Here is an 18,013-nt window from a genome sequence, read left to right as displayed (position 1 = left end):
AAGATTGAACCAAAAACGCTCCTCAGGGAGCGTTTTTTATGGACACACAAAAATAAATTTACAGTCTTGTGGTCATTTGTCGTTAAAAGTTTGTTATGTTTGTAGCGCTTAAATATTGATAAGAAACTGAAAATGATGCTGATTGATAATATTTTAATTTCTAAACAAAGTTTAGAAAGTGATGATCATTATGATGTGATCATGTCCAATATCGATACATTAAATGAATTATTCGAACACTATGTCGAATACGATGAAGTGTCGGCTGAAGCATTGCATAGCTATTTTGTAGATTATTATCTTGCCCAAGTCAATAATGGTGGATTCTCACAATTTGTGTATAACACGGGGTGGGATGCGTTCATGGTGAAACATGTTCGTGAGGGTTTAAAAGCCATGAATGCGATACAACATTCAGCATTATTTGAACAAAGTGCCAATTTGATAGCGCAATTTTCAGAGGAGCAGTTCGAACAGTTTTTAGAGGGTGAATATTTTGGTGACAATCAGCAACGAGATCTTCTAAATAGTTTTGACGATCAGTTCTTTGCGCTAAAACAAAGTGAAGACCTGATTGAAATCAATAGTCTATGGTTAAGGCAGCATCCAAAGTTACACGCAGTGGATGAAGATGAAATATTAGCCATCATTGAGCAAGTCGCAGCCAAGATTCCGAATTTGGAACAACGCAAGCAACAGGCAGCAGAAGATCGACCGCGTTATTTTAAAATTATTGAAGAATTATGCCAACAGGTGGGTCAAGAGCTGGATCGTATTACTATTGGCGATCCATCACATGAATATAGTGGACAAGAGATCGTTGCTTGGCATTTTCTCACTGATCAAGGGCATTTCTATATGCTGGACTTAGGTGATCAAGCATTGATGTTTGATGATCATGATCAACAAATCATTGCGCTCGATATTGATCATATTGCAGATGAATCATAAAGTCACAGTTTTTAAATAGTGTAAGTTGAATGTGCATAGCATCATGTAGTGGTGCTTCGAGTTTTAAGGATATCCAGAATGAACCGTTTGAGTTTGATTTCAGTATTTTGTTTAGTGACTTTGTCAGGTTGTGCAACCACACAAAATTTAATGAATAAAGTTGGGGGGGCTGAAACGCCACTGAGCCAGGTTTTAAATGAGCGTTCTGATTTACGCAAAGATTTAGCGACAGTTGAATTACGTCAATATTTTAACCGTGTTGAGTCGCCAACGGTCGCTGAAGTGAAATTGACTGAAACAGGTTTGATGGATGATTCAGTTCGTTCAATTCGTACAGTTTACACCTTTAAAAATGTAGATGGTCAGTGGAAACGCATAGACGTACAAAAGGAATATCAGTGTTTACGTGGTAAAAATACCAAGACATTCCAAAAAGCCAAATGCCCTTGATCAATGATTTACTAGGAATTAAAGCTTTGAAAAATTAAAAACAGAGAACAACAAAATGGCAAAAACGAGAGTTGGAATAATTTTTGGTGGAAAATCATCAGAGCATCGCGTGTCACTACAGTCAGCACAAAACATCGTGGATGCAATAGATCGGCAAAAGTTTGATCTGAGTTTGATTGGGATAGATCAAGAGGGTACTTGGCGTATTTTAGATGCTGCACATTATTTAGAAGATGGTCACGATCCTAAATTAATTTCTCTTGCCCCACGTGAACAGCAAGATCATTTGCAGTCTAAATCATCTCAAATTTTTGAAATTGAAAATGCACAAGGATTAGCGCCCCTTGATGTTATTTTTCCAATTATTCATGGAACCTTAGGTGAAGATGGTGCATTACAGGGCATGCTTAAAATTTTAGATCTACCATTTGTGGGTTCAGATGTTTTAAGTTCTGCAATTTGTATGGATAAAGATGTCACCAAGCGTTTATTACAAGGTTCTGGTATTGCTGTTGCACCATTTTTAACGATTCATGCTTATGACCTAGACGAAGTGGGTTTCGATGAGGTTCAAACTACTTTAGGTCTTCCAGTATTCGTAAAACCTGCAAATCAGGGTTCTTCCGTTGGGGTGAGTAAAGTTGAAAATGAACAGGAATTTATTGCTGCTTTAGAAAATGCATTTCAATATGACAGCAAAGTATTGATCGAAAAATTTATCAAAGGTCGTGAAATCGAGTGCGGGGTTTTGGGAAATTATTATCCAAGAGCCAGTGTTTGTGGTGAAGTTGTTGTAAAATCTAGTTTTTATTCTTATGAAGCAAAATATATAGATAATCAATCTTCTTCAGTCGTAATTCCTGCTCCAATTTCACATGAGCAAAGTAATAAGATCCGTGAAATTTCGATTAAAGCTTTTAAAGTTTTGGGTTGTTTGGGACTTGCACGTGTCGATTTTTTCTTGACTGAAAATGGCGATATTTTTCTGAATGAAGTAAATACTTTGCCGGGGTTTACCAATAACAGTATGTATCCAAAGCTTTGGGAAGCAAGTGGGATCACTTATTCTGAATTAATTACCCAACTCATAGAATTGGCATTAGAGCGTCATGAAAATTTATTAAGAAATCCAAAATTAGTGTCTAAAAGATAGCTGTTTTCGCTATTCATATGTTTTATTGAAGAAAGGATAAGACATTTGCTTGAAAACGTATCAGATATGATGCGTTTTTAGGAGATCAATAGAATCAATTAACCAGAGTGGATTTTTGCTCCCTTGTCCGAGTGAGCGTTTCAGTCAAATCAGGCTTCAGCGTGCTTAATCAATTCGATAAAAACAGGTATTCAAAAACTAAATAAAATTCAAAAAATATTGAAATTAATGATATAAAACTTATAGATTTACCAAAAATGTGAATACCATGGACATCCAACAAGAAATTCAAAAATTATTCCAAAACAGGGATGAACATCCGCTATTTTATATCGAAAGTGGTAGTCGATTATGGGGCATGGCAAGTCCAGACAGTGACTATGATGTGCGTGGTTTTCATTTACCTTCTAAAGCACAATATTATGATTATCGTCAACATCGTGACTTAATCGAAATCATGGAGGGTGATTTTGACTTTGTTTCATTTGATTTGAATAAAATGTTCGGACTTTTGGCAAAAAGCAATCCTACGGTTATTGAGTGGGTACGTGCGCATATTGTCTATTTTAATCAATTTCCTGAATGGGAAAACTTTAGAGCAGGCTTGCTGCAACGAATAGATTATAAAGCCTTGTATTACCATTACTTATCCTTGGCAAAAGGGGGAATGCAAGTCATGCAAACTGCGGATAATTTTACTTATAAGAAAGTGTTTTATTCCATTCGGGGATTGATGTCCGCAGAGTTGGCAACACAACAAGTTATGCCTGAACTTTTGATCACGCAGTTATTTGATCAAATTGATGCCAAAGATCCACTCCGCCATTGGGCAGAGGATTATTTGGAAATCAAAAAACAGCAGAAAGAAAAAGCGCAATTACCTGAGAGTGAACAAGCGCAGATCTTAAAATTATTGGAAGATAAGATTGAAGCTTTAAATCGTAGAGCTATAGAACCCACCAATGATCTTGAAAAATTAAAGCAATATCTCACAGCATATAGCTTTAATTTAAAACAATATTTTTATGGATAATATTATTGCCAATCAGAGTAGATCGACAGTATGAAAACCCTTGCCTTTATCCATCGTAATGATACGCGCTTTGCGATTGGAGATTTTTATCCTGTACTGTCCGTGTTCTCGCATTATGAACTTGGCAACACCGTTTCGCCATTTCTATTGCTTGATCACTTGGGACCTGGTGTTTTAAAACCCACCCAATTGCGCAAAGGCGTGAGTGAACATCCACATCGGGGTTTTGAAACGGTCACACTGATTTTTGCAGGAGAACTCGAACATCGGGATTCATCCGGTGGTGGAGGGATCGTTTCTGCAGGCGATGTGCAATGGATGACGGCTGCTTCAGGTGTCCAACATAAAGAAGTGTTTAGTGAGGCTTTCGCAAAAACAGGGGGCTATTTTGAAATGGTACAGTTGTGGGTGAATTTGCCTGCCAAAGATAAAATGAATCCACCCCGTTATCAAAGTTTGCGCAAAGCGGATATTCCCGTGATTGGACTCAAGCATTCCGCAGGAAGTGTCAGGGTCATTGCTGGGCATTATGGAAATGCCCAAGGACCAGCCAAAACGCATTCGCCTCTCCAAGTTTTAGACATAGAAATCCAGACAGGACATCGCGTAGTGCTACCGGCGAATGCTGGAGACACGGCAATGATTTATTTAAGACGTGGTAAAGTTCAATTTCAGCCTGAAGATGACATGTTAGATGTACAGGGCTTAGCCGTGATGTCGAGTTTAGGGCAGGATATTGAGATTACCGCTTTAGAGCATTGCAAGTTATTGTTGCTGACAGGTAAACCGCTTCAAGAACCAATCAATGGTCATGGTCCATTTGTGATGAACAGCTATGATCAAATTCTTGAAGCATATGATGATATTAAAAAGGGTACTTTCATCAAATTTAAAGTGTTAGATGCTGAATGACAGCAAGCTCAATGTATAAGCTGCCGTGAAGGACTAAATACCCGTTTGCGGTTTGTTTTTTAGTCCAATAAGACCTTTAATCAGCAATGCAATTCCGATTCCCACACATAACCCCATAAGGAATTTACCGAATATACCTAAGCCGAGTTCTTTTTGATTGGCTGAGCTAATTGCTTTCGCTGTATCTTCTGCTGAGCCTGTAGAATTGGCTTGAGCGTCCATCATGGCAACAAAACCCGTATCCGTTTTGCAACTTGAGATTATTGAGCCAGAGTTTTCACCATATTTTTTTTCAACCAACTGTTCACAGCGGGCTTGATCAGAGGCACTGATATTTGGTCCTGAACTCATTAAATAAAGCCCACCACCGACCAGAAGTAAAATAATGCCAATGATGATTAAGGAAACCGGATTTTTATTTTTCATTTAATTTATTCATATCGATTCATGTGACATTTAGAGTATCTTAAGAATATTAAATGTTCAACTTCCTCTCGAAAAATGTCTGTGTTACACTACAAAAACTCAACCCTGTGTGTACTTTCTATAAACTTTTTTATAGAAGGGTTCAGTTATAAATCTCACAAATTTGCTGCAAGCATGACTTTTTTTACCTATTGAATTAGACACCTTGTGAATGCGGTGTTGACTCCTTATTCAACGTAAATTCCACAACTTAATATTTAAATTTCAGTGCTTGTCATTGGGATGACGCTTATCTTTAGAAAAATAGTGTCACTCCAGCAAGCCTATAATGATATGTAGAAAACAATGCAAAATTCAGTGCAACAAGAACAAACTGCAAGTTTGAGTCGTGCTACGCTCATGTTTCCATTGGCGTTGGTGCTTTTTGAGTTTTCAGTATATATCGGAAATGATTTGGTGCAGCCTGCCATGCTCGCGATTACCAAAGAATTTGGTGTGAGCAGCACATGGGCACCATCATCCATGTCCTTTTATCTGCTTGGCGGTGCATGTGTCGCAGGATTATTAGGACCATTATCAGACCGATTAGGACGTAAAAAAGTCTTATTGGCGGGTGTGGCATTTTTTGTGATCACCTGCTTATTGATTTTACTGACACATCATATTGAAAGTTTTCTTGCTTTGAGATTTTTACAAGGCTTTGGTTTATCCGTGATTGCAGCTGTCGGTTATGCTGCAATTCAGGAAACTTTTGAAGAACGTGATGCAATAAAAGTCATGGCGCTCATGGCAAACATTTCTTTACTGGCACCGTTAATCGGACCTGTCGTAGGTGCTTTCCTGATCGATCATGTATCGTGGCACTGGGGCTTTATTGCGATTGCTTTTTTAGCCTTTCTCAGTTGGTTTGGTTTAAAGGCAAAAATGCCATCACGTCAAACCAGTATTCCCAAACAACCTCTGAGTTATATTTGGGATGACTATAGAAAAGTCTTTAAAAATAAAACGTTTATGGGGATGACTTTAGGGCTTCCTATGGTGGCGATGCCTTTAATGCTTTGGATTGCTTTATCGCCGGTCATGTTGGTTGAAGAACTGGGGCTGAGTAGTCTGCAGTATGGGTTAGCACAATTTCCTGTATTGGGAGGGCTGATTTTAGGAAATATCGTTTTGATTCGAGTGATTGATCGTTTAACGCTTGGGAAAACAGTCTTAATTGGCTTACCGTTAATGCTTTTAGGTACAGTCATCGTATTTGCAGGTGTCATTTGGCGCGAATATTTTTTATATTGCGTCATTGCAGGTATGACATTGGTGAGCTTTGGTGAGGGGATTAGTTTCTCTGTACTGTATCGTTTTGCATTGATGTCTTCAGAAGTTTCTAAGGGTACTGTAGCAGCAGCTGTTTCAGTCCTCATGATGTTTACCTTCTTCTTTGTCATTGAGCTGATTCGGGTTTTATATGAGCATTTCCATCTCTGGGCTTATGCATTGTCGTGTTTTGTTTTAATTGCTTTGTGGTTCACTGTTCCACGTGGCTTATTAAAATCAATCATGAAACAACGTCAGGCAGAGGGTATCTTCTAAAATTAAAAAAGCTCTCTCTCCAAAAGGAAAGGGAGCTTTACAGCTGTATTCAAAGGAGAGTTAATAAGATTGTTCTTGCTTGAGTTTATGATCGAACACAAAGGGGCCAAAAGGTAAAATTGAAGCGATCAAGCCTAAAATAAACATTTTAATCGACCATTTTTGCTTTTGACAAACGATCAACAGAACAGCAAGAAAGGCGATAAAGAGTAAGCCATGTCCCATACCAAGGTATTTCACATAGATCGGATTATCCCAAATATATTTGAGCGGCATTGCAATAAACAGCAGGAGAAGAAAGGAAATCCCTTCAAGAAAACCAACAAGACGTAAAGTTTTGATATTCATGGTCACTTAGTCAAATGAGAATGAATCTTGAGTCTAACCGAATTGTGTTTAAAAGTTGAATATATTTATCACCCTTTGTAGTTCATCCATTGATCTTGTTCTATGTGAGAAAATGACCTTGATCATGTTGTTAAATTATCACAATCAAAAGTCATCATTACACATCAGTTTTTTATGATTTATTGAAAAGTATGCGGAATTGGCATTGCATTCAATCTTTAATCATTCTCGATTTCGATGTTTATTGATTACTGTGCGGCTTCAAGTGCAGCTTCCTGTTGCTGTTGTTCAAACTCGGAGAGATAAACACAACCCAGATAAGTTTTATTTTCTCCTGCATTGATAACAGGATTGGACTCAGCGAGGGTCAGTTTTCGAACGGACTTTTCCGAGTCTTTGGTCGCTGGATCCGTTTTTACAATTTTTTCGCCAGAGAAATAGGGCATATTTTTAAAAAATGGGTTTTGAGAAATTTTAAATTTTTCAGCAAGTTCTTTGGTATTGGCATTTTTGAATACAGCCAGCATACCACCAGCAACTAAACTAATTTCATGACTGGATTGACCAAAAACTTTGATTGGAGTTTGACTGACATAAGAATAATCTTCCCCTTGTTTCAGCCAACCGTTCTTTTTCAAGTTATCTTCAAACTCAAAACCTAGAGCATAATAATCACTGAGCGTTTTCTTACATTCTAAAAATTGTTCTAAGTTTTGATTAAATTTTGCGTCTGCATAACTAGATGTCATGGCACTTAGCGTGATTAAAGCAGCAAACAATTGTAAATGGCGTTTAAGTTTCACTTGAACCCTCTCAGATCTTGTCATCATTTCTATTTAATTTCTAAGCGAAGTAAAGTTGTTTTTAATTTTAACAACTCAGGTAAGGTTTCCAATAATAAACTGATTTGTTTCAATGCTAATAGTAAACCATCTGATAAATTGTCTTGATCGCTTAAAGTTTGTATTTCTGTCAATTTTTGTTCAATTACAGCTTCATCTAAAGGAACTTGATTGAGTAGAACATCATTCAAGGTGTGTTTACACCATAACATTAGATCTAGAATTTGCTGATCATGTACGTGTTCACGATGGCTGCCAAGTGCTGATACATAACTGAGTTGACTATGGCTATAGACCAAGTATCTAAATGCATGATGAATTAAATCCTGATGGGGATTGGGCTCTGCACTGAGGCTCGAAATCATGGCTGATAATTCAATTTGTGCGTTGTGTGCCGCACGACGCGCTTTACGATACTCAATACTGTTTGTTCGACCCTGTTGATATTGTTCTACCACAGCATCGAAATAATCTAGGGTTGCTTTACTGCTCTTGAGAATATTGTTGGAAATATTCCGGAAATTCCAATCCGGCCAAATAAAGTTCACAGCAAACCATGCAATTAAACAGCCTAAAAGTGTATCAAAAATACGAGGCAAAATGATGGTATAGCCTGCACCTTTAAGATTAAAAATCAACAAGACCATCAGAGTCGCCATTAAGGTCGCCATGGCATATTTTTTCGAGCGCAAATAGAAAAAATAGACTCCGAAAATAATGGTAAGGACTAACTGACCTTCAATACTGGGGACAAAATATAAGATTGGAATTCCTAGAATGACACCTAAAACAGTGCCTAAGGTTCGCATTTTTAAACGGCTTTTAGTGGCGAAATAACTGATCTGGCAGACAAACAAGCTGGTCAGTAAAATCCAATAGCCATTCTTGGCAAAAGGCAATAAAGAAATGGCATAGCCCACAGCAAACACAAAGCCGATACGGACAGCATGACGAAACAGGGCAGATTTTGGGCTTAGATGTTGTTTGATCTTGAGCCAAAGGTCTTGTATGCCGTGGATATCGTCATCCAATAAATTTAAATTATCTCGATGTTGGCTGTAACTTTGTTGATAGTTGGCTTGTTCAATACTGAGGTTGGTAAACTGGTCTTGGACATTTTTTAAATTTCTTAAGACCAAAAGCAGATTCTTAACTTCTATATTATATGGATTATGTTGAATCCACTCATGCATTGAACTTTCTAAATAGATTAAGGCGGTGTTATGGTCTGCACGGACGATAAAACTATCGCCTTTTAAAATAGCTTCAGCCAGTACATGACAATGCTGTGCCTGAATGCGTACATTTTTTTGAATTCGATAGATTAAATCGGTGCGGCTAAAGTTCTGCTGGATTTTTTCGTAATGAAGATAATTGGATGTAGCCTGTTCATGGATGTCTTGGGCGAGAAAATATAAATTCAGCCAGTAAATTGTATTTTTATTGGCACGTGAAGCTTTTAAACGAGTCAATAATGATGCTTTAGTGGTGTTTAAGTTTTGCACCACAACACTATTTTTTAATGAAAGATCATATAAAAGTTGTTCAACATTGTCTTGATTATCAGGATCAAACAATTTGGCTTTTGCCATGAGTAAATCGCAAAGCGTATTGAAGCTGTTTGATAAATTGTCTTGAACGGCTTGTGTTGGTTTAAGTAGATAAAAAATAATTGAGGTTAAACCATACCAGAGTGCCCCCATAACAAAATAACTCGGCTGTTGATACCACTCAGAATATTCACCTAGGCCGAACATGGTATAAATAGAGAGTAGCACTGTACCAAAAGAAATGGTGGCATAGCGTTGCCCCAGTGCCCCCATTAATATGAAAACAGCGCTTGAAAGCGATAAATAAATTAAGAATAAAAGTTTATAGGGATGTAAAAAATCGAGAATACTGCTGACACTAAAAAAAAGAATACAAACCAGTCCGAGATTTCTTAAACGGATACTGAGCCGGTCATCAAAGTCCGTCAATGCTGTTGCAATTGCTCCAAGCGTTAAGGGAACGATCAACCGGTCATAACCTAGAAAATAAAGCCCAAGCGTTGTTCCCGTCAAAACAATCAGAATCTGTAAGCAATAAATAAAGGTTGAGTTTGACTTTATATTTTGAAAGATTTGATGAATGCTATTCACAATATCGTTTCGCAGATGGGGAATCGGTATATTTTACTCTTTTATGACACAATCAGATGTCTTATTCGCTGTGAAAATGTAAAAATTAATGCGTAAAATTCAACATTTTATATACAGATTCACTCTTACCCTGAGCATTAAAAAAATCCACAATAAATCACTGAATGCTTAAAAAATACTGACAATGTCAAAAAAACAAAATACCGCAATTAAGCTCCCGCGTTATCGTAGTGCCGAGTTGACCGAACGCCGTAATTTAAAAATGGCACGTTCAATCCATGCCTATGTACGTGGCAATACTGCTAAATATTATGATTGGCTGAAACAAGCTGAAATTAGCTCTATTCCTCAAGGTCCAGCAATTTGGATTTGTGGCGATTGTCATACTGGAAACTTGGGTCCTATCGCCAATGCAGAAGGTAAGATCGACATTGAAATTAGAGACTTGGATCAGACTGTGATTGGCAATCCAGCCAATGACCTGATTCGTTTAGGTTTATCATTGGCAACAGCAGTGCGTAGTTCAGACTTACCGGGTGTGGTGACTGCACAAATGATTGAAGCATTGTATGCAGGCTATATCTATGCGCTAGAACGTAATGGTCGTACAAGTGATCAGTTACAGCGTCCTGCATTAGTACACAGTGTGATGGAAAAAGCGGTGAAGCGATCTTGGAAAAGTTTAGCAAAAGAACGTTTAGAAGATTTAAAGCCTCAAATTACCTTGGGTAAACGGTTTTGGCCGTTATTAAAAAAAGAACAGTTGGAAATACACAATGTTTTTGCGCAACCGGATATAGACGATTTAGTCAAAATGATTGGGCAGCGTGATGCATCAGCACAGCTCAAAGTGATTGATTCAGCATACTGGGTGAAAGGCTGCAGTTCTTTAGGCTTATTGCGTTATATCGTGTTAATGGATTCATCCAATCATATTGTTAGAGATGGTAAAGGCTTGTGTTTAATGGATTTAAAAGAAGCCATCACAGCTTTAGCACCTCGTTATTCAAATGCATCTATGCCGAAAGACAATGCAATGCGAATTGTGGAAGGGGCAAGACATTTATCTCCTTATCTGGGTGAGCGAATGCGAGCAACCAAATTTTTGGAGCGATCGCTCTTTATTCGTGAGTTATTACCGCAGGATTTAAAACTAGAAATCAAGGGCATGAACCCCGTGGGGGCGAGAAATTTGGCATTTTATTTGGCTTTTGTAGTGGGACGAGCACATGTTCGACAAATGGATGATTCAACTCGAAACAGTTGGCTCAAAGAGCTGCAAAGAAACCAATCTAAAACCATAGATGCGCCATTCTGGTTATGGCGCAGTATTGTGGAATTGATCAGTGTACATGAGGCTGGTTATCTGGATCACTGCCGCCGTTATGCACTTGCACATCAAAAATAAAAGACATCTGTGGATAACTATAGGTTTATCCACATCCAAGGCCTTAATTGAATAATGATTAAATTACTGGATCACACCACAAGCAATGCGATCTCCACCACCACCCAATGGTTTTGGATGGTCGGAATAATTATCGCCACCTGCATGGATCATAATGGCTAAGCCTTGTATATCAGCAAGTTTTAATCGTGGTGCGATCAAAGTGGTTTTAGCATTACCATTTGAATCAACATTCAATACAGGTAAATCGCCCATATGCCCATCATTCGGTGTGCCATGTCCAGTCTGGTGAGGATTGTAATGTCCTCCTGCAGCTAAGGCCGCCCCTATTTTTCCATCTTTTTCAGCAGGCGCACAAGAGCCTTTTTCATGAATATGAAAACCGTGAAAACCTGAAGGAAGTTGGCTGAGTTGAGTTGAAATATTTAAACCGTTTGGCGAGTCTTGAAAGCTAATCGTACCGATCTTTGCGCCAATGCCTTGTGCTGAAACAGCATGAACATCAATCGTTTTTTGAGGTGTTTTAGGTTTGGACGTATGCGGTGTGGTGCTACATGCCGCTGTAAAAAGCGCGATGCAGGTACAAAATATTGATGTTTTAAAAAAAGTAGATGTCATTATTTGCATCCAATATCTTTGATCATGATTTAAAGACCATTCAAACAAAGCATCTATGGATAAACAATGTGAATTAAATATCTGATTGTATAAATTTATTAAATAAACAGTAAATTGGCATTGATTATGCTGGGTCTAGCAGGAAGGGATTAAAATAATCCGCCAAATAAAATACTTGGCGAATCATGTAGAAGCAGACTGAGTTAATCTGGCTTTTTCGGGTCATTTTCTTCGATTTCGTATGCCATTGTGGCATCTGGCATTAAAATACCATGCTCTGTCGTTTCATGTAGCCATTCGCGCCAAATTGCCAATAAAATTGCCAAAATAACAGGACCAATAAACAGTCCAACCAATCCAAAACTCGCCAATCCGCCTAACACACCAAACATAATCAATAAGAATGGGATTTTTGTCGCACCTGAAATGACCAATGGACGAATGACATTATCTGCCGTGCTGACAATACAGACCCCCCAAGCCATTACGCCGATCGCTTCTACCGTTTGACCTTGGGAAAACAGCCATAATGATACAGCACCATAAGCCACAGGAGGACCAAATGGAATGAGTGCCATCAGGAAAGTGACAATCGTCAGTACCATTGGATTGGGTACGCCTGCAACAAAATAACTGATCCCTGCAAGAATAGATTGCGCAACCGCTGTTAAACCTACCCCATACACCACTGCACGAGTGGTTTCAGAAATGGTATCTAGATAATGATGGATACGTGGTCCAATCAGCATCTGTAATGCCTTGCTGACTTGCTCCAAAATGGTTTGACCATCTCGATAGAAAAAGAACAGAGACATGACGGCAAAACCCAGTTTCACTAGATTTTTGGTGATCTCGTTAAGTACGAACTTACCATAATTCATATGCCCTTGAATCCAAAGACCAATGGTCTGTGAAAGACTGGTGGGATCCGCATTTATTTCCCGAACAGTCCGACTGACTTCCTTACCGATAATAGGCAGTTCGCGAATAAAATCAGGAACAGTCAAATGACCCGATGACAATTGACGTTGCAGGTCAAAGTACAAATTTCGACCTTCATGTTGCAGAATAAAAATCGCAAAGGTGAGCGGGATTCCAACCACTAAAATCACCAGCGTAATCATCACTGACGCACTCAATGTCGGTCGATTCGGACCAAACATTCTTAATATGCGCTTGTACATTGGCCATGTCATATAGGCGATGATGCACGCCCATAATACAGGGACAATGAAATACTTGAGAATATCGTAGCCCAAGAAAATCAGGATAAACAATAACCCAAACAATAAGATACGTTGTAAGTTTGAAGTGAAGTCTTGCACTAACTACTCTAAAAATTGCTGAGTGATTCACTCAATATTAACTGAAAAATCAAATGTGGCAAATTTTAAGCTTGCTTTATCCGACCTGCTTTAGATTGGTTTTAGAACCAATCACTTGGATCATCTATTAAAGCATCAAGCAGTGGTTGCCATTGTTCTTGAATGGTTAAAAAATTCTTTTGGGTCTTATCAAAAATATTTAAGCCCTGCATAGCCAATTGACCATATGCAGTACGTTCTGAAATCCATGCAACCGGTTGTTGATCAATCTTTTCAAAAAACTGTTGAATATCTTTTGAACTCGCACTATTGGTTTTCATGCGATTGGCAATCAAATGTACCGCGACTTTTCCTTTACGAATCTTTTTAATATCTTGTATATGTTTGAGAAAACGTCGGGTACTGTCGATGTCAAAAAATGAGGGCTGGAGTGGTGTGACCACAGCATGGCTTTCACTGATTAACTGTTCTGCGTGTTCACCAGTTAAAGCACCAGGCGCATCGATAACCAAATAATCGAGATTTTTAGGTGCATCTCCTATTGATTTCTCATGACGCCAATCGAGGCTCTGAATTTTCGCTGCATGTTCTGGGCGCTGTTTTAACCATTGTAGTGCTGACTTTTGCCCATCAGCATCCGCTAATGCCACTTTATAACCTTTTTGTGCCAATGCTGTAGCTAAAGTAATTGCTGTAATTGTTTTTCCACAACCGCCTTTTAAATTTGCAACAAGTATTGTTTTCATCGTATATCAATAATATCTGTCCGCTAGCCCTTGTCTACTTTAGCATTAATTTTAAGCATATAGGTTACACATGACAAAACTTTAGTAGTTGTTTACATTGTGCCAAGGATTTACAGAAAGGAAAGAGCATGTCGATTTGGATGGCGATGTTGATAGGTGCGTGCATTGGCATCGTTTTGACCACAATCGTGTTATCGAGTACACGAAATGGCAAGATTAAAGCAGAGTATGAACAATACATCACTGAACTTGAACTGGAGCATCAACAGGCACTTGCACATGCGCAAAAACGCAGTGTGAATACCAGTCGTGCTGTCCTAAAAGGGAAGATGGCAGAACAACTTGCACCGATCATGCCTGAATTCCAATATTTGCCAAGTGACGCCAAGTTTTTGGGTGATCCTATTGATTATGTGATTTTTGATGGCTATACCGACTTTCGAGATGGTGAAGGCTTGGCTGAGGATATCGAAGTTGTATTGATTGATATTAAGAGTGGTGGCGCGCGTCTGACCAAAGGACAGCAAGCCATTGCACAAGCCATCCGTGAAGGACGGGTACGCTTTGAAACCATCCATATTGATTTTGCCGATTAAATTTTTTGTGCTCTTGCCATAAACATGCGTCTTCCCACTTTAGGTAAGCCTTCCGCATCGAAATAATATTTTTCCGAAAATTTAAAACCAGTATTTAATAACTCAAGCTCGATATTGCGGTTCAGATGACAGCCATCAGCAAGGACTTTTTGGATCGGGGTTAAAATGTCCTGCAATTTTTTCAATGTTGAATTGTCATGATACTGAACATGTTCAATCAAGTGTAAATTACCTTCAGGCTTCAATACTCGATGAATTTCGTGGAGAGCTTGAGCTAAGTCTGCAATACTGCACATGGTCCAAGTACTTACGATATTTTCAATGGAATGGTCTGCAAAAGGTAATTTTTCGGCACTGGCTTGAATATGCTGAATATGAAAGGGGGTGTCAAAGATTCGTTTTTGTGCAAGACGATAAACATCAGGGTTTGGCTCAAGCGCATAGAGCTGATCAACTGCTTGATAAAAAGGTAAATTAAGCCCTGTACCAAAGCCAATTTCTAATACTTCACCACGGATTTTTTTAATCAGTTCCGCACGACTTTCCATCATGCTGGGGGTTTGCATCACTTGATTGAGCAGGTGAGGAAAAATACGCTGTTGATAATATTTATAAATCATGATGTGATCATTTTAAGTGTATGATCATGATTCTACCCAATGTGAATTTTGAATATAAGACAAAAATAGGACGAAATTTCTGTATTTTGTTACCGAAACTCGATTTTTATTTTAAGTTTATCTATTAATACTGAGATTAGATATTTTTGTTGGTTGAGTACTGCGTTTGAGGAGCATGTTATGAATAAAAAGTTAGTCTGTGCAGCGTTGATGGCACTGAGTGCTTTTCAAGCCAATGCTTTTCACTCTACCGCTGTGTCAAAGGCGCAGCTATCAAATCCCGCCTTTAATATTGCCAATGGTTTGGCTCCGATTGATCGTAATCAGAAAATCTCTGTTCTTGAGCCATTCCGTGGTGAGTTTCGAATTTTAGGTTCAAAAGAATACTATGATGATGCACAAGCAAAATTCTCACCGATTGACTATGCTGTGACACGGGGTTTATTTACTGAACCTGAAATTGCCCGCCAAATTTCAATCAATCAATATGATCGATTCCTTAATTGGAAAATGGCTCGACCGCCGATTCCAGCTCAGTTGGCAACTCAATTGGTTAGTAATATGCACATTATTCCTGCCAATCCTGAAATTGCCAAACAAATCAAGCAAGTTAAACGTGGTGACTTGGTTCGTTTAACGGGAGATTTGGTTCAGGTGAATGATAAAGATTTGGTCTGGAAATCGGCTTTAGATTGGAATGGTGTGGGAGATGGTGCTTGTAAACTGATTCGAGTCAATTCGATTCAATGGCTAGAAAAGCAAAATATCTAAATTCAATTGAGCAAAATGAGACAAAATGTTATGGTGATATGTATAATTTTAGGTCAATTGAAAAATAAAGAGTTTGATAAATGAAAGGTTTAGCGTGTTTTACCTTGTTGATTTTCAGCTTGGGGTTGGTTGCTTGTCAAAGTCCGAATCCTAGCGTGGGTAAAACACATGAATACACCATCAAACAAAAGTGCCCGACACTCATGGATATGAAAGTGGGAGAGGTGTTGCTGTTCAATGCGCCTGAAAATCCAAGCACAGGTTATCAATGGAAGTTATTACAGCCGCTTAAAATATTTAAAACTGAAGAAACCTATTTACAGAATGACAGTGAGGAAGGTGCGGTAGGCGTGGGCGGGACCAAAACTTTCCGTTTTACAGCTGAGAAACCAGGACAAGATTATATTGAGTTGGTTCATATTCGTGCCTGGGAATCTTCAAAACAGCCGGATCAACAATGGCGTTGCCGTATTCGGGTTTCTTAAGAGCAAAGCATTCTAATTATCATCCCCTTGTCTTTTCAAAGCATCAAGTGTAGTGAAGCATGCTGATACGCACATAAATATCAGAGTAGCAACATCCATGTCGCTTTACATTCGAACACCTATGTGCGCTGTGGTTCATTTTGATGGCACAATCCGTTGATCAGAAGATTATTTACCTTCAGTTGTTTGCTTCCAATGATCAAGCTGTTCATCGGCAGTGAACATTTCTCCCATGCCTTTGACTGCATCACTTGGATTTTTCAGCTCACCATCAGCAGATTGCTTTTTCTCATCATAGACTTTGGCTTGATTTTCCCAATATTGATAACGTAAACCTTGAATATAGCGCCCTTGCTCTGTTTTAAGGTCCAAGTCTTTCAACATATTCAGCGCCGACTCAATATTGTCTCGTTTAAGTTGGTGATCAATTTCTTCCGTGAGGCTGCCTTCACTCGCACGTTTTTTAAGATCAGCTTCCAAAGCATTATTATTTTCAGTAAATTTCTGATCATATTCGTCAAGCAAAGCAATATCGTGAGCATCATTTGGCGTACTCGGAAAGGCCTTAATCGGTTTGGTTTTCAATTGATCCATAACTTCTTGAGATGCATCTTTCGGCTCAGATGAATTGTTTTGTTGACCGTCTTTAGGAGAACATGCTGCTATGAATACGATTGATGTCAGTAAACCTGAAAGAAGCAAAGGGCGAAGTATTAAATGCATGATAAACATTCCTCATTAAAGCGTATTGATTAGCGTAGTTTCCTAAAGTTATAAACATAGGTGACATAGGGGAAGTCTATTTCATCTTGAGCGTGTTTGCCCGTATATTCCGATACAATCTGTTCGAATTTGTGTTTCAATTTGAGTTGTTCTTGTTCTGGCATCGCGGCAATGAAACTGGTGGAAAGTAAGCGTTTACTGACCACATTCTCTACTGTACCTGTGTGGAGTTGTGAAAATACTTTTGCTGTTTCAAGTTGGAATAAAAACTGATTTTCAAATACCTGTTTCCATTGCGCACTGTGGAAGCGTGGGGTATCTCCTTCAAGGGTTGCGAGCAAATCTGCCAATGCTTTTACCCAATCTATATTCTCGTCTCGTTGATTCCAAATCAAACCCAAATGACCTTCAGGTTTTAAAACATGATGAATTTCGTTCAATGTTTCGATATTGGCAAACCAATGAAAGGACTGAGCGCACAATACAGCATCAATACTTTCAGATTCTAACGGAATTTGATCACTCTTCGCTTGAAGCGTTTGCACATCAGGATGTACTATTTTCAACTGTTCCAACATTTCAGAAACAGGCTCAACTGCAATGATGTTGGGCGTTGCCTGTTTCAGATAGGGAAGAAATTTTCCTGTACCTGCGCCTAAGTCAACCACTTTTGAATCTGGGGTAAGTGCCAAATCTTCGATGAGCCATTGAACCACATCCTGAGGATAATTGGGTCTGGCCTGTTGATAAAGTTCAGCAGCGGTGCTGAAGCCTTTTTGAGCAGCAGGATGTAAAGAATGTGTCATATTTTGCGCTTTTTTATCTGACTAGACTCTATAAAATATGACATTTGAAGCAATCAATAGGCAAGTGCCGAT

At 38.7% G+C, this 18,013-nt stretch carries 20 protein-coding genes; 10 read left to right on the top strand and 10 right to left on the bottom strand.

Annotated elements, in window-relative coordinates:
* Positions 1-132 precede the first annotated feature (132 nt).
* The 5 genes from OSH00_RS11425 to OSH00_RS11405 all read left to right on the top strand — a co-directional run bounded on the left by OSH00_RS11425 (position 133) and on the right by OSH00_RS11405 (position 4,499).
* On the top strand, positions 133-951 hold the full coding sequence (locus OSH00_RS11425; RefSeq protein ID WP_266130525.1) for a DMP19 family protein: 819 nt from the start codon (positions 133-135) through the stop codon (positions 949-951).
* A 78-nt stretch (positions 952-1,029) separates the two neighbouring features.
* The gene (locus OSH00_RS11420) at positions 1,030-1,401 is read left to right on the top strand and encodes a hypothetical protein (protein ID WP_266130524.1); all 372 of its coding nucleotides are present in this window, start codon (positions 1,030-1,032) and stop codon (positions 1,399-1,401) included.
* Between the two features lie 55 nt (positions 1,402-1,456).
* Positions 1,457-2,554, top strand: coding sequence for a D-alanine--D-alanine ligase (gene ddlA / locus OSH00_RS11415; protein WP_266130523.1), 1,098 nt, complete (start codon positions 1,457-1,459; stop codon positions 2,552-2,554).
* A gap of 268 nt (positions 2,555-2,822) precedes the next feature.
* On the top strand, positions 2,823-3,587 hold the full coding sequence (locus OSH00_RS11410) for a nucleotidyltransferase domain-containing protein (RefSeq protein WP_266130522.1): 765 nt from the start codon (positions 2,823-2,825) through the stop codon (positions 3,585-3,587).
* Positions 3,588-3,617: 30 nt separating this feature from the next.
* Positions 3,618-4,499 carry a pirin family protein gene (locus tag OSH00_RS11405; RefSeq protein WP_266130521.1) on the top strand — a complete coding sequence of 294 codons (882 nt, stop codon included), beginning with the start codon at positions 3,618-3,620 and terminating at the stop codon, positions 4,497-4,499.
* Positions 4,500-4,532: 33 nt separating this feature from the next.
* Here OSH00_RS11405 and OSH00_RS11400 read toward each other — a convergent pair whose 3' ends face one another.
* Complete coding sequence (locus OSH00_RS11400; protein ID WP_196075714.1) at positions 4,533-4,925, bottom strand: hypothetical protein; 393 nt, start codon at positions 4,923-4,925, stop codon at positions 4,533-4,535.
* Between the two features lie 345 nt (positions 4,926-5,270).
* Between OSH00_RS11400 and craA the strand changes: the two genes are divergently transcribed.
* Complete coding sequence (gene craA, locus OSH00_RS11395) at positions 5,271-6,512, top strand: chloramphenicol efflux MFS transporter CraA (protein ID WP_266130520.1); 1,242 nt, start codon at positions 5,271-5,273, stop codon at positions 6,510-6,512.
* Positions 6,513-6,572: 60 nt separating this feature from the next.
* On the opposite strand, the gene OSH00_RS11390 is transcribed toward craA, so the two are convergent.
* The 3 genes from OSH00_RS11390 to yccS all read right to left on the bottom strand — a co-directional run bounded on the left by OSH00_RS11390 (position 6,573) and on the right by yccS (position 9,843).
* Positions 6,573-6,860, bottom strand: a complete 288-nt coding sequence (locus tag OSH00_RS11390; protein ID WP_266130519.1) for a DUF3817 domain-containing protein — start codon at positions 6,858-6,860, stop codon at positions 6,573-6,575.
* Between the two features lie 248 nt (positions 6,861-7,108).
* A complete protein-coding gene (locus tag OSH00_RS11385) occupies positions 7,109-7,663 on the bottom strand; it encodes a hypothetical protein (RefSeq protein WP_266130518.1) in 555 nt (184 codons plus the stop codon).
* 29 nt (positions 7,664-7,692) lie between these two features.
* The gene (yccS, locus tag OSH00_RS11380) at positions 7,693-9,843 is read right to left on the bottom strand and encodes a YccS family putative transporter (RefSeq protein ID WP_266130517.1); all 2,151 of its coding nucleotides are present in this window, start codon (positions 9,841-9,843) and stop codon (positions 7,693-7,695) included.
* Positions 9,844-10,027: 184 nt separating this feature from the next.
* On the opposite strand from yccS, the gene OSH00_RS11375 reads away from it, so the two are divergent.
* The gene (locus OSH00_RS11375) at positions 10,028-11,251 is read left to right on the top strand and encodes a DUF2252 family protein (RefSeq protein WP_266130516.1); all 1,224 of its coding nucleotides are present in this window, start codon (positions 10,028-10,030) and stop codon (positions 11,249-11,251) included.
* Between the two features lie 63 nt (positions 11,252-11,314).
* On the opposite strand, the gene sodC is transcribed toward OSH00_RS11375, so the two are convergent.
* From sodC to OSH00_RS11360, 3 genes are all read right to left on the bottom strand, one after another.
* Entirely contained in the window at positions 11,315-11,869 is a 555-nt protein-coding gene (gene sodC / locus OSH00_RS11370) for a superoxide dismutase [Cu-Zn] SodC (protein WP_266130515.1), read from the bottom strand.
* A 203-nt stretch (positions 11,870-12,072) separates the two neighbouring features.
* A complete protein-coding gene (locus OSH00_RS11365) occupies positions 12,073-13,194 on the bottom strand; it encodes an AI-2E family transporter (RefSeq protein ID WP_266130514.1) in 1,122 nt (373 codons plus the stop codon).
* Between the two features lie 101 nt (positions 13,195-13,295).
* Positions 13,296-13,940 (bottom strand): ParA family protein, encoded by a 645-nt coding sequence (locus tag OSH00_RS11360; RefSeq protein ID WP_196075707.1) that lies wholly within the window; start codon positions 13,938-13,940, stop codon positions 13,296-13,298.
* A 128-nt stretch (positions 13,941-14,068) separates the two neighbouring features.
* On the opposite strand from OSH00_RS11360, the gene OSH00_RS11355 reads away from it, so the two are divergent.
* Entirely contained in the window at positions 14,069-14,536 is a 468-nt protein-coding gene (locus tag OSH00_RS11355) for a Holliday junction resolvase-like protein (protein ID WP_009586148.1), read from the top strand.
* Here the strand turns inward: OSH00_RS11355 and OSH00_RS11350 are convergent.
* Positions 14,533-15,156 carry a class I SAM-dependent methyltransferase gene (locus OSH00_RS11350; RefSeq protein ID WP_266130513.1) on the bottom strand — a complete coding sequence of 208 codons (624 nt, stop codon included), beginning with the start codon at positions 15,154-15,156 and terminating at the stop codon, positions 14,533-14,535. The two genes, OSH00_RS11355 and OSH00_RS11350, sit on opposite strands and share 4 nt — an antisense overlap.
* 180 nt (positions 15,157-15,336) lie before the next feature.
* Between OSH00_RS11350 and OSH00_RS11345 the strand changes: the two genes are divergently transcribed.
* The gene (locus tag OSH00_RS11345) at positions 15,337-15,927 is read left to right on the top strand and encodes a hypothetical protein (protein ID WP_266130512.1); all 591 of its coding nucleotides are present in this window, start codon (positions 15,337-15,339) and stop codon (positions 15,925-15,927) included.
* A gap of 80 nt (positions 15,928-16,007) precedes the next feature.
* Complete coding sequence (locus OSH00_RS11340; RefSeq protein ID WP_266130511.1) at positions 16,008-16,412, top strand: protease inhibitor I42 family protein; 405 nt, start codon at positions 16,008-16,010, stop codon at positions 16,410-16,412.
* Between the two features lie 168 nt (positions 16,413-16,580).
* Here the strand turns inward: OSH00_RS11340 and OSH00_RS11335 are convergent, their stop codons facing one another.
* Positions 16,581-17,135, bottom strand: a complete 555-nt coding sequence (locus OSH00_RS11335) for a hypothetical protein (RefSeq protein ID WP_196075702.1) — start codon at positions 17,133-17,135, stop codon at positions 16,581-16,583.
* A gap of 29 nt (positions 17,136-17,164) precedes the next feature.
* Positions 17,165-17,941: a class I SAM-dependent methyltransferase gene (locus tag OSH00_RS11330; protein ID WP_266130510.1), complete on the bottom strand. Its 777-nt coding sequence runs from the start codon at positions 17,939-17,941 to the stop codon at positions 17,165-17,167.
* Positions 17,942-18,013: the final 72 nt, after the last annotated feature.

The organism is Acinetobacter nematophilus (genome assembly GCF_026344175.1).
Taxonomy (GTDB): domain Bacteria; phylum Pseudomonadota; class Gammaproteobacteria; order Pseudomonadales; family Moraxellaceae; genus Acinetobacter; species Acinetobacter nematophilus.
Note: the sequence above shows the minus strand (reverse complement) of the source record. Positions and strands in the feature narration are given on the sequence as shown.